Below are 16533 nucleotides of genomic sequence, written 5' to 3'. Positions count from 1 at the left end.
CGACCGAGGTCGTCCTTTTCCTTCAAGCGATGCAGAAGCGCCGGTGCTTACAGCCTCTGCTTGTTGATCTTGATCTCGGTTTTCGCCTTGAGGTGGTCGATCAGTTCGCGGGCTGCCTCGTAACCGTAAGCCTGTGCCATCTGCTGGCGCAACGACTCGCGCTGCTCCGGCAGCAGCTTGGTCAGATCGCCGTCCTGCACCTTGTCCACCGCCAGCAGGGCATAGTTGCCATCCAGCATGTCCACCGCGGCAAACTGCGGCTTGTTGTCCGCCGGATGCGGCATCAGGAAGGCCCGGGTCAGCAGGGGCGCAGGCACCTGGGCATGCCGAACCGCCTCGCTCACCGTCGTGACGGTCGCGCCAAGCGACTTGGCCACCGCATCCATCGCTTCGCCCTTGTGCAGGCGCGCGAGGGCTTCGTCAGCCTGCTTCTTTTCGACGGCAGCCATGCGCTCATCGAGAATCTTCTGCAGCACATCGGCACGCACTTCGGCCAGCGGCTTGGCCGCAGCCGGAACGTGCTGGTCGACATGCAACACCAGCGAATGGTTGTTGCCCAGATCGATCAGGGCCGAATTGTTTCCCTGCACCAGCACGTCGTCACTGAAGGCCGCGGCGATCACCTTCGGATTCGCCGCCACGCCTTCGCCACCCTGGCGCGAAAACAGCGCCGTGGTCTTGATCGGCAGTTTCAGCGCCACCGAGGCAGGCTCCAGCGAAGTGGGGTTCTGATAGGTGTTGTCGGACATCTTGCCCGCGATGTCGTTGTAGTTGCGGTCACGATCGGCCGCCGTCGCTTCCTTGACCAGCTGGTCGCGCACTTCATCGAACGGCTTCGACTGGCCGCTGCGGACATCGCGCAACCAGATGATGTGGTAACCGTCGGTCGACAGCACCGGCTTGGAGATCTGTCCCTTCTGCAGCGCGAACAACGCCGAATCGAACGCTTCGTTGGTGACGCCCTTCTCGAGCCAGCCGAGATCACCGCCCAGACGGCGCGAACCCAAGTCCTGCGAATCCTGCTGGGCCAGCTTGGCAAAATCGGCGGGGGTCGCTTCCGCGGCGATCTTGTCGGCCTTGGCCAGCGCCTCCTTCTGCTGTTCCGGCGTGGCGTTCGTCGGCACGTTGATCAGGATGTGGGAAACGAGGCGCTGCTCCGGCTGCACGAAACGCTGCTTCTCGCTGGCATAGCGCTTGCGCAGATCCTCGTCGCTGGGCTGCGCGACCAGAGGCAGGTCTGCACCGACCACTTCGATGTACTTCACCGAGACCATCTCGGGCTTCATGTAGTCGGCCTGGTGCGACTTGTAGTACGCCTCGATCTCGGCATCGCTCACCGTGCCGTTCTCCAGCGTCGGGCGCTGCAACACGAAGTAGCGCAGGTCACGGCGCTGGTTCTGCAGCTTCAGGAACTGGTCGAGACGGGCGTCGCTGACGATGGTGCTGGCGTTGATCGCCGAGGGCAGCAACTGGATCGCCAGTGACGAACGAATTTCCCGCTCGAACATTTCCGGCGTCTTGTACTGGCTGGTCAGCCACGCCTGGTAGCTGGTGCCGTCGAACTTGCCGTTGACCTGGAACGCGGGAATGGCAGCGATGTAGTCGCGCACCGCCAGGTCGGGCACGCGCAGCCCCCAGTCCTCGTTGGCCTGCTGCAGCAGTTGCTCGTCGACCATGCCGTCGAGAATGCGCAACTTCGTCTCGGGCTTCTCGAAGGAGCTTGAATCGAACTGCTCGCCCTGCTGGGCGACCTGCTGCTGACGCACCTGGTTCACGCGGTCCTGGAACGCACGCTGGTCGATCTCGTGCTTGCCGACCTTGGCCACGTAGGCTTCGTCGTGCGACATGAAGTAACTCTCCATGCCGAACAGCGACATCGCAAAGACGCAAACCCCCAGAAGGATGATGGACGGCCATCCATGCATCTTGTTACGCATTGCCTGCAGCATCGAAATCTTCCCGCAAGATGGTGAAAGCGCATGACGCGCGTGGCTCAAGTCGGCAAACCGGCCCGTGCCGTCCGGTGTCGCAGGACGCGGACGAACCGCTCAAATGACAAGGGCGCCACACGGGCGCCCTTGCGAACTGTGGCGGAGTGGACGGGACTCGAACCCGCGACCTCCGGCGTGACAGGCCAGCATTCTAACCAACTGAACTACCACTCCGCATTTTTTCTGGTGGGTGCTGTAGGGATCGAACCTACGACCACCGCCTTGTAAGGGCGACGCTCTACCGCTGAGCTAAGCACCCGAAACCAAGCGTCAGCCGCTTAGTTTAGGGCATCCTTCAACGTCTTGCCAGCCTTGAACGCAGGCACCTTCGACGCCTTGATCTTGATCGCTTCGTTGGTGCGCGGGTTGCGACCGGTGCGGGCAGCACGCTTGCGCACGGTGAACGTGCCAAAGCCGACAACCGAAACGTCCTCACCCTTCTTCAACGACTTTTGCACGGTCTCGAAAAAGGCTTCCAGAGCGCGGCCAGCGTCGGCCTTGGTCAACTCGGCCTTCTCGGCAATGGCATTGATCAGATCGGTTTTATTCATTGAGAAAACTCCCTCGTTCGGATTTCGTCGGCGCGGTCGTTCCGGAGAACCCGACAGCGCCGGCATGGATGGTTGGCTCGCAGGATGCCATGACGCAACCCCGCATCGCTGCGCTGACGAACAACGCCGGGACTGCGGTAGCGCCTTTATACCAGTGCGTTGCAGGAAGGCGCAACACAAGCCACAGCAACGTTTTCGCAAGATCTGGACGTTGTCGATCCGCTTGCAAAACAAGTACCGAACGACTAGGGCGAACTTCGCCGAACGGTGACGAACACGCAAAAGAACGCCACGCGCGAGCGTGGCGTTCCTGGAGTACTCGGGCCTGGCTGACGCTGAACCTAGTGGGTCAGCGAATGGGCTTCCGTCGAATCGCCGGAAACGGCGGCGGGAGTGTCGGCCTTCGCCGTGCTTGGCTGCAGCGGGCGCTCCAGGGCGATGTCCAGCACTTCGTCGATCCAGCGCACCGGATGGATCTGCATGGACGAGGTGATGTTGGCCGGCATGTCGGCAAGGTCCTTCTTGTTGTCCTCGGGGATGATCACCGTGGTGATGCCGCCACGGTGCGCCGCGAGCAGCTTCTCCTTCAGCCCGCCGATCGGCAGCACCCGACCACGCAAGGTGATCTCGCCGGTCATCGCGACCTCGGACCGCACCGGCACCCTGGTCAATACCGACACCAGTGCCGTGCACATCGCGATGCCCGCGCTGGGTCCGTCCTTCGGCGTGGCGCCCTCCGGCACGTGGATGTGCACGTCGAGTTTCTGGTGGAACTCCGGGTCGATGCCGAGCTGGTCGGCACGGGCGCGCACCACCGACAAGGCCGCCTGGATCGATTCCTTCATGACGTCGCCGAGCTGGCCGGTATGCACCAGCCGTCCCTTGCCCGCCACCACCGACGCTTCGATGCTGAGCAACTCGCCGCCAACCTGGGTCCAGGCCAGGCCGGTGACCAGCCCCACCTCGTTCTGCAGTTCCTTGCGACCGAAATCGAACCGCCGCACACCCAGGTAGTGGTCGAGGTTGTCCGACGTCACTTTGACCTTGTCCGGAGCAGCCTTCGCCTTGCCCTTGGCGGTTTTGGCCGCAGGCTTGCCCTTGGCTTTCCTGACCTGCCCCAGGGTCAGTTCCTTGACCACCTTGCGGCAGATCTTGGAAACCTCGCGCTCCAGGTTGCGCACGCCCGACTCGCGGGTGTAGTAGCGCACGATGTCACGCAGCGCTTCCTCGGTGACGCTGAGTTCCTCGGGCTTCAGGCCGTTGGCCTTCAACTGCTTGGCCAGCAGGTACTTCTGCGCGATGCCGAGCTTCTCGTCCTCGGTATAGCCGGGGATGCGAATGACCTCCATGCGATCGAGCAATGGGCCGGGAATGTTCAGCGAATTGGCGGTGGCGATCCACATCACCTCGGACAGGTCCAGGTCCACTTCGAGATAGTGGTCGTTGAACGCGTGGTTCTGTTCCGGGTCGAGCACCTCGAGCAGCGCCGAGGACGGATCGCCACGGAAATCCATCGACATCTTGTCGATCTCGTCCAGCACGAACAGCGGGTTCTTCGCGCCGACCTTGTTGATGTTCTGCACGATGCGGCCGGGCATCGAGCCGATATAGGTGCGCCGGTGCCCGCGGATCTCGGCCTCGTCACGCACGCCGCCCAGGCTCATGCGGACGAACTTGCGGTTGGTGGCCTTGGCGATCGACTGGCCCAGCGACGTCTTGCCCACGCCCGGCGGTCCGACCAGGCACAGGATCGGCCCCTTCATGACCGACACGCGCTGCTGCACGGCGAGATATTCGAGGATCCGCTCCTTGACCTTCTCCAGGCCGAAGTGATCGGCATCCAGCACCTCCTGGGCCAGCTGCAGGTCCTTGCGCACCTTGCTGCGCTTCTTCCACGGCACGCCGACCAGCCAGTCGAGGTAGTTGCGCACCACGGTGGCCTCGGCCGACATCGGCGACATCTGCTTGAGCTTGCTGAACTCCTGCCGCGCCTTGGCCAGCACCGGCTTGGGCATGCCCGAGCCCTCGATCTTCTTCTGCAGCTCCTCGACTTCGTTGGGGCCGTCCTCGCTGTCGCCCAGCTCCTTCTGGATCGCCTTCATCTGCTCGTTGAGGTAATACTCGCGCTGGCTCTTCTCCATCTGCGATTTCACGCGGCCGCGGATGCGCTTTTCCACCTGCTGCAGGTCCATCTCGCCGTCGACCAGGCCGATCAGCAGTTCCAGCCGCTGGCCGACGTCAGCAGTCTCCAGCACCTTCTGCTTGTCCGCCATGCGCACGGACAGGTGCGCAGCGATCGAATCGGCGACCCGCGACGGATCTTCGATACCGGACAGGCTGGCCAGCACTTCCGGCGGCAGCTTGCGGCTTTGCTTGACCAGTTGCTCGAACAGCGAGATCAGCGTGCGCGAAACCACGTCGAGCTCGCGCTCCTTGGCGTTGTAGACCGGCTCGATCACGCGCGAACGCGCGGTCAGCATGCCGTCCCGTTCCCTGAAGTCCTCGACTGACACGCGCGACTGGCCCTCGACCAGCACCTTCACCGTGCCATCGGGCAGCTTCAACAGTTGCAGCACCCCGGCCAGCGTGCCGATCTGGTGCAGGTCGGAAATCTCCGGATCGTCGATATCCGGACTTTTTTGCGCAACCAGCAGGATCTGCCGCTCGCCCTCCATGGCGCGCTCCAGCGCACGCATGGATTTGTCGCGACCGACAAACAGCGGAATCACCATGTGCGGGTAAACCACGACATCACGCAACGGCAATACCGGCAGAGCGTCCAGCGCAGCAGGAAGGGGGGCGTTCTTGGCCATGAAAGAGGGGTCCCTCGGTCGATTGTGCGTTCAACCCGACACTGCGCCGGGCATCCCAACTCGTCAAGTGGAGGCGACCGCCAACCTAGTCAAGGTTCGCGGTCAGCCGAAAAAGAAACGGCCCCGGGAAGATCCACCGGAGCCGTCGTCGATGCAGTGGCGCGAAAAGTCAGGCGGCGTCGCCACCCTCGCCCGCCACGCGCTGCTGCAGGTTGCCGCGGTAGATCAGGTAGGGCTCGGCCTGCCCCTCGATCACGGCGTCGTCCACCACCACCTTGCTGACGTGCTCCAGCGAGGGCAGCTCGTACATCGTGTCCAGCAACACCTGTTCCAGGATGGTGCGCAAGCCGCGGGCGCCGGTCTTGCGCTTGAGCGCCTTGCGGGCAATCGCCTGCAGTGCCTCGGGGCGGAACTCGAGCTCCACCTCTTCCATCTCGAACAGCTTCCTGAACTGCTTGGTCACCGCGTTCTTCGGCTCGGTGAGGATCTTCACCAGCGCCGCCTCGTCCAGCTCGTCCAGCGTGGCCACCACGGGCAGGCGTCCGACGAACTCCGGGATCAGGCCGAAGCGCACCAGATCGGCCGGTTCGACTTCGGCCAGCACCTTGCCGAGGTTCTCGGTGCGCTCCTTGGAGCGCACTTCGGCGGAAAAACCGATGCCGGTGGTCTCGGAGCGCTGCTGGATGACCTTGTCCAGGCCGGAGAACGCGCCACCGCAGATGAACAGGATGTTCTTGGTGTCGACCTGCAGGAATTCCTGCTGCGGGTGCTTGCGGCCACCCTGCGGCGGCACCGAGGCGAGAGTGCCCTCGATCAGCTTCAGCAACGCCTGTTGCACGCCTTCGCCCGACACGTCACGAGTGATCGACGGGTTCTCGCTCTTGCGCGAAATCTTGTCGATCTCGTCGATGTAGACAATGCCCGACTGCGCCTTCTCGACGTCGTAGTCGCACTTCTGCAGCAGCTTCTGGATGATGTTCTCGACATCCTCGCCCACGTAGCCGGCTTCGGTCAGCGTGGTGGCGTCGGCGATCGTGAACGGCACGTTGAGCAGGCGCGCCAGCGTTTCGGCCAGCAGCGTCTTGCCCGAGCCGGTCGGACCGATCAGCAGGATGTTGGACTTGCCCAGCTCGATGTCGTCGCTCTTCTGGCGCGATTCGATCCGCTTGTAATGGTTGTACACCGCAACGGCCAGCGCCTTCTTGGCGCGGCTCTGGCCGACCACGTACTGATCCAGCGATTCGCGGATCTCGCGCGGCTTCGGCAACTGGGTCCGGCCCGAAGCGGCCTTCTCTTCCAGTTCCTCGCGGATGATGTCGTTGCAGAGCTCGACGCATTCGTCGCAGATGAACACGGACGGGCCCGCGATCAGCTTGCGCACTTCATGCTGGCTCTTGCCACAGAAAGAGCAATAGAGAATCTTGCCGCTGTCGCTGGATCGCCCCTGACGGTCGTCACTCATACTCTCGGTCCCGCTGGTAAATCTGGATGCGCCGCGAGAATAACACAGGGCTCCGCGTCTGCCTGCAGACGCGGAGCCCCTCTCGTGACCGTGGTGTGGAAACCGGAACTCAGGCCGATTTCACCGTTTCGCCAGCGCGCTTGTCGAGCACCTCGTCGATCAGGCCATACGCCTTCGCATCCACCGCGTTCATGAAGCGGTCGCGCTCCATGTCCAGCTCGATCTTCTCGAGCGGCTGGCCGGTGTGTTCGACGTACAGCTTGTTCAGACGCTCGCGGATGTAAAGGATCTCGCGGGCCTGGATCTCGATGTCGGTGGCCTGACCCTGCGCGCCGCCGGAAGGCTGGTGGATCATGATGCGCGAATTCGGCAGTGCGAAACGCTTGCCCTTGGCGCCGGCCATCAGCAGGAACGAGCCCATGCTGCAGGCCTGGCCGATGCACATCGTGCTGACGTTCGGCTTGATGAACTGCATCGTGTCGTAGATCGCCAGACCGGCGGTGACGGCACCGCCCGGGCTGTTGATGTAGAAGTTGATGTCCTTGTCCGGATTTTCCGATTCCAGGAACAGCATCTGCGCCACGATCAGGTTCGCGACCTGGTCGTTGACCTCGCCCACCAGGAAGATCACGCGCTCTTTCAGCAGGCGCGAATAGATGTCGTAGGAGCGCTCGCCACGAGCGGTCTGCTCGACGACCATCGGGACCAAATTGAGGTTCTGGATTGTATCCATGGCCATGTCTGCAGCTCTCCGTTGATGAGCCCGGGTGGTTGCCCGGGCCGGTTTTCCAGCCTGGTTGCTCAGGCGCTGACTGGACGCATCACCTCGTCGAACGTGAGATCCAGCTGGGTGGTCGTGGCGTGTTCCGCCACCCACTCCGCCACCTGGTCTTCCATCACGCGATTCTGCAGCCCGGACATCAACTGGGGGTCGCCGTTGTACAGTTCAATGACCTTTTCCGGTTCTTCATAGGTCGAGGCAATCGCAGCCAGCTGCTCGGCCACGCGCTTGCGATCGATCCTGATCTCCTGCTTGCGGGCGATTTCGCCCATCAGCAGACCGGCAATCACCCGCTGGCGAGCCACCGGCATGGCGGCCTCGATCAGCTGCGGCGGCGGCTGCTGGCCCTGTGGCACGCTGCCGGCGGCCATGTTGCGCGCCTCGGACTGCACCATCAGCTTCGGCACGTCCAGATCGGCGTGGGTCACCGCCAGCTTCTCGGCCACTTCCGACTTCAGACGGCCCATCAGCGCGGCCTTCAGTTCGCGCTCCAGGTTCGCCCGCACTTCCTTGCGGAAGGTCTCCAGATCGCCGTCGGCAATGCCGAACAGCTTGGCGAATTCGGCGTCGATCTCGGGCAGCTTCGGTTCCTGCACCTTGATGATGCTGAAGCTGACCTTGGCATTCTTCCCGGCCAGCTGCTCGTTGCGGAAATCTTCCGGGAACAGCACGTCGGTCTCGAAGCTTTCACCGCTCTTGCGGCCGGTCAGCGCTTCGTCCAGCGCCTTGAACAGGGTGCCCGAGCCGAGCACGCTGCCGGCGCGTTCCTGGCCTTCGGCGGGGAAACGGTAGTCGTCCGCGCTGGCGGAATACTCGAACATCACGAAGTCGCCATCGGCCGAGGCGCGCTCGACTTCATCGAAGCTGCGACGCTGCTGGCGCAGGGTCTCCAGCATCTTGTCGATGTCCGCGTCGCTGACCTCGGCCACGGGGCGCTTGATCTCGAGCGCGGCCACGTCGACCTGGGGGAACTCCGGCATGATCTCGAAGGTGGCGGTGTAGGCGATCTCGCCGTTCTCCGGCTTGCCCGTGGTGTCGATCGACGGGTTCGCGATCGGCTGCAGCTTTTCCTGCTGCACGGCTTCACGCAGCGTGCTGCCGATCAGGTCGGACAGAACCTCGCCACGAACCTGGTCGCCGAAGCGCTGCTTGATCACCGTGGTGGGCACCTTGCCCGGACGGAAGCCCTTCAGGCGAACCGTGCGACCCATTTCCGCGATGCGTGCGCTGACCTGCGTCTCAAACCGCTCCGCCGGAAATTTCACCGTGAGCTTGCGCTCGAGCGAGCCGATGTTCTCAACCGAAACCTGCATGACGTCTCCTGGTACTACCTGAATGTTGTGGGCCCGCACCGGCGCCATGGCGGCTGTGTCGCCCGGAAATCAAGGGAAATCAACGGGGCATGGTGCGAAAGGGGGGACTCGAACCCCCACGGGGTTAACCGCCAGAACCTAAATCTGGTGCGTCTACCAATTCCGCCACTCTCGCCTTGCCACCCTTGTCAAACGACCCTAACCAACTGATATGCAAAGCCAATGCGAGCCGCCTTCGCGGCCCGCCGTCGCCCCCAGATCAACCGGCGTGATCGCCTAAGTCGATGATTACCTTATACGAAAGCGGACCATTTTACGGTTGCGTCGTGCGGTAGCACAAGCCATCGCCGGCAATTGGCGCCACCCGTCGGCAAGCGCCCGATGATCGCCGGATTCGCCGCGCATGGACCGCTGCCCCTGCATGCGTGCTGCGGGAGTACGGCCGGACGATGCCGCATGCAAAAGGCCGGCACCTCGCGGTGCCGGCCCTTGCGGACGTTGCCCGGTTACGCCGACTTCCTGAGCAGACCCTCGGCCTCCATCGCCGCCTGCACCATCGGCCGCGCCGCCACGCGTTGCTGGAACGCGGTCAGCGACTCGAACTCCGACAGATCCAGATCCACATGCCTGGCCCAGTTGGTCACGGTGAACAGATAGGCGTCGGCGGCGGTGAATTGCCCGCCAAGCAGCCACTCCTGCTTCGCCAGCACGGCATCGAGCGTTGCGTAACGCTTGCGCAGGTACTCCTTGCGTTCCTGCCGTACTGGCTCGGGCGTGGCCGGGCTGAACAGCGGGCTGTAGGTCTTGTGCAGCTCGGAGTTGATGTAACCGAGCATCTCCTGCAGGTGGTAGCGGGGCAGCGTACCGTTGGCCGGCGCCAGTCCGCTGGCCGGGTTCCGGTCGGCCAGATACTGCACGATCGCCGGACCTTCGGTCAGCACTTCGCCGTCGTCCAGCTGCAGCGTCGGCACATAGCCTTTCGGGTTGACCTGCAGGAAGTCGTCGCCGCTCTCGGTGCGCTTGGTCTTGCCGTCGACCCTGACCAGTTGCAGTGGCAGGCCGGCTTCCAGTGCCACGATGTGCGGCGAGAGCGAGCAGGCGCCAGGCATGTAATACAGCTTCATCCGGTTTCTCCATGGGGGACACGAGGGCGTCGCGCAGCCCGGGGAGCGACCGCGCGACGGACCTTCATGTTAGTCGCCATGATCACTGCTGGATACGACGTCACCACCGGCCTGTCCCGCACGCGGCAGCACCGCACCAAGGAACCTGCGATCCCGTATGACCGGGCGGGCGATCACTCGACCTCGTCCGAACCCTCGTTGACACCCTCGAACAGGAAGGTCGACAGGTAGCGCTCGCCGGTATCGGGCAGCATCGCCAGCAGCACCGAACCTTCCGGCGCATCCTTCGCCACTTCCAGCGCAGCGGCCAGCGTGGCGCCCGAGGAAATGCCGGCAAAGATGCCTTCGCGCCGGGCCAGTTCGCGGGAGGTGTCGCGTGCCAGCACGTCGTCGATCAGCACGATGCGATCCACCACCTGCGGATTCAGCACCCCCGGCACGAAGTCCGGGGTCCAGCCCTGGATCTTGTGCGGCTGCCATTCCTTGCCCGACAGCAGGGCAGCCACGGTCGGCTCGGTGGCGACCACCTGCACGTCCGGGCGCGCCACCTTCAGCACTTCGCCCACACCGGTCAGCGTGCCGCCGGTTCCCCAGCCGCTGACGAAGTAGTCCAGCCGGCGCCCGGCGAAGTCACGCAGGATTTCCGGAGCCGTGGTCTGCCGGTGGTAGGCCGGATTGGCGGGGTTCTCGAACTGGTTGGTGAAGAACCAGCCGTGCTTCTGCGCCAGCTCCAGCGCCTTGTCGACCATGCCGGTGCCCCGTGCAGCCGCGGGCGTCAGCACCACCTTGCCGCCGTAGGCGCGGATCAGCTTGCGCCGCTCGATCGAGAACGTCTCGGCCATCACCGCCACGAACGGATAGCCACGGGCCGCGCAGATCGCGGCCAGCGCCACGCCGGTATTGCCCGAAGTGGCCTCGACCACCGTCTGCCCCGGCTTCAGCACGCCGCGCTGTTCGGCGTCCAGGATGATCGCCAGCGCCAGTCGATCCTTGACCGACCCGGCCGGATTGAAGGCCTCCACCTTCACATGGAGTTCGACGTGTTTTGGCGCCAGCCGATGGAGGCGGACGATTGGCGTATTGCCGATGGTGTCGAGAATGCTGTTGTGGATCATGGGAGGACTCCTGAAGACACGAAAGTCGACCGGCATCATGCGCCCGTCGCGGCAAAAATGTTCATCCGGCGCGATGCAGCGCGGCCAGTACGTCGGGCGTCGGCGGTGGGCGCTCCTGTGCGCGGAAGGCATGCACCGTGGCTCCCAGCGGCGGCTGGCCGAACCAGGCCAGCGAAGGCGCCAGCGCCGCCACCTCGCCCAAGAGCAGCAAGGCCGGCGAGCTTACCGCATGGAAGGCGGCGCGCTCGACCAGGTTGGCCAGGGTGCCGGTGACCACGCGCTGCTCCGGGCGCGAGCCATTCTCGATCAGCGCGAAAGGCGTGGCAGACGCCCGGCCGTGGGCGAGCAGGCCCGCCTGCAGCGCGCCCAGTTCGGCCACGCCCATGTACACCGCCAGGGTCTGTCGTTCCTGGGCCAGCAGCGCCCAGTCCGGGGACTGGTCCGGCGACTGGCCATGCGCGGTGACCAGGCACACCGACTGCGCGTGATGGCGGTGGGTCAGCGGCACGCCCGCGTAGGCCGCGCAGGCCACGGCGGCGGTGATGCCGGGCACGACTTCATAGGGAACGGCGTGAGCGCGCAGGAACTCCAGCTCCTCGCCGCCGCGACCGAACACGAAGGGGTCGCCGCCCTTCAGCCGCACTACCCGCCGCCCCGCCCGCGCATGCCGCAGCAGCAGGTCGTGGATGGCGTCCTGGCTGGTGTGATGATGGCCTGCCTGCTTGCCGACCTCGATCCGCTCGGCGTCGCGCCGGGCCAGTTCCAGCACCTCGGCGCTGACCAGCCGGTCGTGCAGGATCACGTCCGCCTCGTTCAGCGCGCGCAGCGCCCGCAAGGTCAACAGGCCCGGATCACCGGGACCGGCGCCCACCAGCACCACCGAACCGGTCGGGGCCTCCGGCGGCGCCAGCAGCGTGACTTCCACCGCCTGGCGGGCGGCTTCCGGCCGGCCCTGCCGCAGCAGGCCCGCCACCGGACCGGTGAACAGGTTCTCGTAGAAGCGTCGGCGCGCAGCCATGTCCGGGTGCCGTGCCCGGATGCGCTTGCGCAAGCCGGCCGCCAGCGTGGCCAGCGCGCCCAGCGAGTGATCCAGCAAGCCCTCCAGCCGCTCGCGCACCAGTCGGGCCAGCATCGGTGCCTCGCCGCCGCTGGAGATGGCGATGGTCAGCGGCGAGCGGTCGACCACGGCCGGCACGTGAAAGCTCGACAGGGCTGCGTCGTCCACCACGTTGACGAAGATCCGCCGCAACTCGGCAAAGGTCGCGATCAAGCGGTTCAGTTCGGTATCCGGGGTCGCCGCCACCACCAGCCAGACCCGATCCAGCCAGCTCTCGCGGAACGATTCGTGGCGATGGGCCACGCGGCCATCGGCCACCCACCGCCGCAGCCGCGGCGTCAGCGTGGGCGCGTTCACCGTGACCTGCGCCTGCGCGCCGAGCAGGGCCGCCACCTTGCGTTCGGCCACCGGGCCACCGCCGACCACCAGCACGGCGCGACGGGACAGATCGGCGAACAGGGGATACAACTTCATGCGATGCGTCCGGTGCAGGTATGACGATGCCACCACGCTATCCGGGTGCCGGCGGCGACGACAAATGACTTGCGCCACCGCGCATATGCCGCCACGGCATGTTGCCGAAAACTTGACCAATCCATCAAATGGACGTATAGACGTCTGATCATGAAATCACGTCCAGGCCACGCATCCCCTGACGCCCCATCCCCGGTGGTGGCCCGCGGCCTTGTGCCCGCCCTGACCACGCCGGCTGCCACGCGATGTATCCGTGTTTCGTTCGCGCCTCGCCTCCACGATCCCGACCGTACACGAGAACTTCGCCATGACCCTGACCCAACTGCGCTACCTGGTGGCCATCGCCGACTCCGGCCTGAACATCACCCTCGCCGCGGAACGCGTGCACGCCACCCAGCCCGGCCTGAGCAAGCAGCTGCGGCAGCTTGAGGACGAGCTGGGTTTCCAGCTGTTCGTGCGCAAGGGCAAGAGCCTGGACACGGTGACCCATGCCGGTCGGCAGGTGCTGGAGCGGGCGCGCACGATCCTGGCCGAAGCGGCCAACATCCGCTCGATCGCCGCCAACCTGCGCAACGAGGCGCACGGTGAGTTGCGCATCGCCACCACCCACACCCAGGCCCGCTTCGCCCTGCCCGCCGCGATCGGCATGCTCAGCCAGAGCTATCCGCGAGTCAGCGTGCACCTGCAGCCGGGCCGCGACAGCGAGGTGCTGGCGCAACTGGAGGCAGGCCGGGTCGATCTGGCGGTGATCAGCACGGCCGGCGCGCCGCCCGGCAGCGGCATCGCGCTGCCGGCCTATCGCTGGCATCGGGTGATCCTTGCGCCGCGGGAGCATCCGCTGGCCACCAGCGGCCAGCCGCCCTCGCTGGACGCCCTGGCGAAACTCCCACTGGTCAGCTACGACTCTTCCGTCAAGGCCGATTCCTCGCTGCGCCGCGCGTTCGAGGCGCGCCAGCTGCAGCCGCATGTCGCGATGACCGCCGGCGATGCCGACCTGATCAAGACCTACGTGCGTACCGGGCTCGGCATCGGCGTGCTGGCCGAGATGGCGATGCTGCCGGCCGACACCGACCTGGCCGTGCTGCCGGCCGATCACCTGTTTCCGCAATGCACGACCTGGATCGTGCTGCGTCGCGAGAGCGTGCTGCGCGAGTACGTGCTGGAGTTCGTCACGCAGTTCGCGCCGCATCTCGACCGCCGCGACGTGGCGCGGGTGCTGGCCGGCGACGCCACCGCCGGCGAATGGACCGGGGTGCCGCATTGGCGGGAGCGCCGGCAAGCCGCGCTCGCCGCCTGAGGCCTGGCCGGCGGACGACGCCCGCCCCGCAAGACAGCTACCTCCAGCGCGGTGGCGAGTTGGATCTCGATGAAGTCGCGATGCGCCTCGGCGATGGTCGACCGGCCCGCGCCGGACGGGCCGGTGCAAGGCGACGTCGGCTGGCTTACCCGATGCCGTGCAGTCCGCACTCGCGCTTGAGTCCGAAGAAGCGGGTGTCCTCGGCGTCCATGCCGGGCTCCCAGCGATGGCTGGTGTGGGTGTCGCCGATGGAGACGTAGCCGCGCTGCCACAACGGGTGGTAAGGCAGCTGGTGGTGCGCCAGGTACTGGCCAATGTCGCGGTCGCTCCAGTCCGCCAGCGGGTGGAACTTCCAGCGGCCCTGGCGATGCTCGACGAAGTCGATCGCCCGGCGGCTGCGCGACTGTCCACGACGCAGGCCGGCAAACCAGCCGGCCGCACCCAGTTCGGCCAGCGCCCGCTGCATCGGCTCGACCTTGCGCAAGCGGTTGTACTGGTCCAGCCCGGGCACGCCCTGCTCCCACAGCCGCCCGTGGCGTGCCTCCATCCAGGCCGGGCTGAGCGGCGCGCGATAGACCTTGAGGTTCAGCGCGAGTCGTTCGGTCAACTCGTCGACGAAGCGGTAGGTCTCGGGAAACAGATAGCCGGTGTCGATCAGCACCACCGGCAGGCGGGCGCGCTGGCGGGTCAGCAGATGCAGCGACACCGCTGCCTGTGCGCCGAAGCTGGACGACAGCACGTGTTCGCCCGGAATGTTTTCGAACACCCAGGCCACGCGCTGCTCGGCGTCGAGCGTGGCGAACCGCGCATTCAGTTCTGCCAATACCTGCGGTTCGGGCGAGACGGCCGCGGCTAGCACCGCACTCATGCCAGCACCGCCAGCGGAATATGCCGTGGCTTTGCCGTAGCCACGATACCGGCGCGCAGCAGGAAATCGCCGAAACCCTCGCCCTCGCCGCGTTCATCCGCGTAGCGCGCAAACAGCGGATCGAGCGCATCGAGGATCGTCGCCTCGTCGATGTTCTCCCGATACACCTGGTTCAGGCGCTGTCCGCTGAAGTCGGCACCCAGCCGCAGGTCGTAGCGACCCGGCCCGCGCCCGACCAGGGCGATCTCGCCCAGGTAAGGGCGCGAACAACCGTTGGGGCAGCCGGACAGACGCAGCAGGATCGGCGCGTCAGCAAGGCCGTGGCGGGCCAGCAGCGACTCCAGCTTCGGCAGCAGCGCCGGCAGGTAGCGTTCGCTCTCGGCCATCGCCAGGCCGCAGGTGGGCAAGGCCACGCAGGCGATCGCGTGGCGGCGGATGCCGCTCTGCGCACGGTACTCGCCGAGGCCGTGCGCGTGCACGATCGCATCGATGCGCGCGCGCTCGGCGGCCGGCACGCCGGCGACGATCACGTTCTGGTTGCAGGTCAGGCGGAAATCGCCCGCGTGTACCTTCGCCAGTTCGCGCAGGCCGCTGAGCCAGCGCCGATCGCCGGTATCGGCGAGGCGGCCGGACTCGATGTGCAAGGTGAGATGCCAGCGGCCATCGTGCCCCTCGACCCAGCCGTAGCGGTCGCCGTTGTGCTCGAAGCGATGCTCGCGTGGCGGAGCCAGCGCATAACCCAGCCGCGATGCCAGTTCCTCCCTGAACGTGTCCAGGCCGTGCCGGTCCAGCGTGTATTTCAGTCGTGCATGCTTGCGCTCGGCGCGGTCGCCCCAGTCACGCTGCACGCCGATCACCGCCTCGGCCACCTCGAACAACTGCTCCGGCGCGACGAAGCCGATCACGCTGGCCAGCCGCGGATAGGTGCTGGCGTCGCCGTGGGTGGCGCCCATGCCGCCGCCGATGGCGATGTTGAAGCCGCGCAACACGCCGTGCTCGATGATCGCGATCAGGCCCAGGTCCTGGGCAAACACGTCGATGTCGTTGAGCGGCGGGATCGCCAGGCCGATCTTGAACTTGCGCGGCAGATAGGTCGCGCCGTACAGCGGCTCGACCTCCGCCGCGCCGGCCAGCTGCTCGCCGTCCAGCCAGATCTCGTGATACGCCCGCGTCTTCGGGGCCAGCTCGGCAGACAGCCGCGTAGCCCAGGCGTACGCCTCGGCGTGTGCGGCGGACTCGACCGGGTTGGCCGTGCTGACCACGTTGCGCACCACGTCGCCGCAGGCGGCGATGGTGCTGGCCAGCGTGTCATGAATCGCGGCGATGGTCGGCTTCAGCTGGCGCTTGATGATGCCGTGCCACTGGAAGGTCTGCCGCGTGGTGATGCGCAGTGAGCCACTGGCGTAGTCACGGGCGATGCGATCGAACACCAGCCACTGCGCCGGCGTCACCACGCCGCCGGGAAGGCGCGCGCGCAACATGAAGGCGTAGGCCGGCTCCAGCTTCTGCCGCCGACGGTCCTCGCGCAGATCGCGGTCATCCTGCTGGTAGCTGCCGTGGAATTTCAGCAGCTTGGTGTCGTCATCGCTGATCGCGCCGGTGACCGGATCGGCCAGACCCTCGGCGATGCCGCCGCGCAAGAGGCGGCTGTCAGCCTTGATTTTTTCGAGATGGGAGAGCATCGGAG

At 65.7% G+C, this 16533-nt stretch carries 12 protein-coding genes and 3 tRNA genes; 1 reads left to right on the top strand and 14 read right to left on the bottom strand.

The window, feature by feature from the left end; all coding sequences use genetic code 11:
* Positions 1–47: 47 nt before the first annotated feature.
* The 12 genes from ABNK63_RS07520 to cysG form a co-directional block, all read right to left on the bottom strand.
* On the bottom strand, positions 48–1949 hold the full coding sequence (locus ABNK63_RS07520; protein ID WP_350017075.1) for a SurA N-terminal domain-containing protein: 1902 nt from the start codon (positions 1947–1949) through the stop codon (positions 48–50).
* Between the two features lie 139 nt (positions 1950–2088).
* A tRNA-Asp gene (locus ABNK63_RS07515) sits at positions 2089–2165 on the bottom strand.
* A gap of 10 nt (positions 2166–2175) precedes the next feature.
* Positions 2176–2250: transfer RNA gene (locus ABNK63_RS07510), tRNA-Val, on the bottom strand.
* 19 nt (positions 2251–2269) lie between these two features.
* Positions 2270–2542 (bottom strand): HU family DNA-binding protein, encoded by a 273-nt coding sequence (locus ABNK63_RS07505; RefSeq protein WP_007511239.1) that lies wholly within the window; start codon positions 2540–2542, stop codon positions 2270–2272.
* Between the two features lie 341 nt (positions 2543–2883).
* Complete coding sequence (gene lon / locus ABNK63_RS07500) at positions 2884–5355, bottom strand: endopeptidase La (RefSeq protein ID WP_350017074.1); 2472 nt, start codon at positions 5353–5355, stop codon at positions 2884–2886.
* Between the two features lie 169 nt (positions 5356–5524).
* Positions 5525–6817: an ATP-dependent Clp protease ATP-binding subunit ClpX gene (gene clpX / locus ABNK63_RS07495; RefSeq protein WP_007805279.1), complete on the bottom strand. Its 1293-nt coding sequence runs from the start codon at positions 6815–6817 to the stop codon at positions 5525–5527.
* Between the two features lie 109 nt (positions 6818–6926).
* Positions 6927–7550, bottom strand: coding sequence for an ATP-dependent Clp endopeptidase proteolytic subunit ClpP (gene clpP / locus ABNK63_RS07490; RefSeq protein ID WP_200950346.1), 624 nt, complete (start codon positions 7548–7550; stop codon positions 6927–6929).
* Positions 7551–7618: 68 nt separating this feature from the next.
* Entirely contained in the window at positions 7619–8911 is a 1293-nt protein-coding gene (gene tig, locus ABNK63_RS07485) for a trigger factor (RefSeq protein ID WP_350017073.1), read from the bottom strand.
* 90 nt (positions 8912–9001) lie between these two features.
* Positions 9002–9086 (bottom strand) — tRNA-Leu (locus ABNK63_RS07480).
* 331 nt (positions 9087–9417) lie between these two features.
* Positions 9418–10035, bottom strand: a complete 618-nt coding sequence (gstA, locus tag ABNK63_RS07475; protein WP_007805274.1) for a glutathione transferase GstA — start codon at positions 10033–10035, stop codon at positions 9418–9420.
* 173 nt (positions 10036–10208) lie between these two features.
* Positions 10209–11150: a cysteine synthase A gene (gene cysK / locus ABNK63_RS07470; protein WP_350017072.1), complete on the bottom strand. Its 942-nt coding sequence runs from the start codon at positions 11148–11150 to the stop codon at positions 10209–10211.
* 61 nt (positions 11151–11211) lie between these two features.
* Positions 11212–12681: a siroheme synthase CysG gene (gene cysG / locus ABNK63_RS07465; RefSeq protein ID WP_350017071.1), complete on the bottom strand. Its 1470-nt coding sequence runs from the start codon at positions 12679–12681 to the stop codon at positions 11212–11214.
* A gap of 307 nt (positions 12682–12988) precedes the next feature.
* On the opposite strand from cysG, the gene ABNK63_RS07460 reads away from it, so the two are divergent.
* On the top strand, positions 12989–13978 hold the full coding sequence (locus tag ABNK63_RS07460) for a LysR substrate-binding domain-containing protein (protein ID WP_350017070.1): 990 nt from the start codon (positions 12989–12991) through the stop codon (positions 13976–13978).
* A gap of 145 nt (positions 13979–14123) precedes the next feature.
* Here ABNK63_RS07460 and ABNK63_RS07455 read toward each other — a convergent pair whose 3' ends face one another.
* Entirely contained in the window at positions 14124–14846 is a 723-nt protein-coding gene (locus ABNK63_RS07455) for a phosphoadenylyl-sulfate reductase (protein ID WP_350017069.1), read from the bottom strand.
* Positions 14843–16528, bottom strand: a complete 1686-nt coding sequence (gene cysI, locus ABNK63_RS07450) for an assimilatory sulfite reductase (NADPH) hemoprotein subunit (protein ID WP_350017068.1) — start codon at positions 16526–16528, stop codon at positions 14843–14845. The genes ABNK63_RS07455 and cysI overlap by 4 nt, the downstream gene beginning before the upstream one ends.
* Between the last annotated feature and the right edge of the window lie 5 nt (positions 16529–16533).

This window comes from Rhodanobacter sp. IGA1.0, assembly GCF_040208325.1.
In the GTDB taxonomy this organism is placed as follows: Bacteria; Pseudomonadota; Gammaproteobacteria; order Xanthomonadales; family Rhodanobacteraceae; genus Rhodanobacter; species Rhodanobacter spathiphylli.
This window is presented reverse-complemented; position numbering and strand designations above follow the sequence as displayed.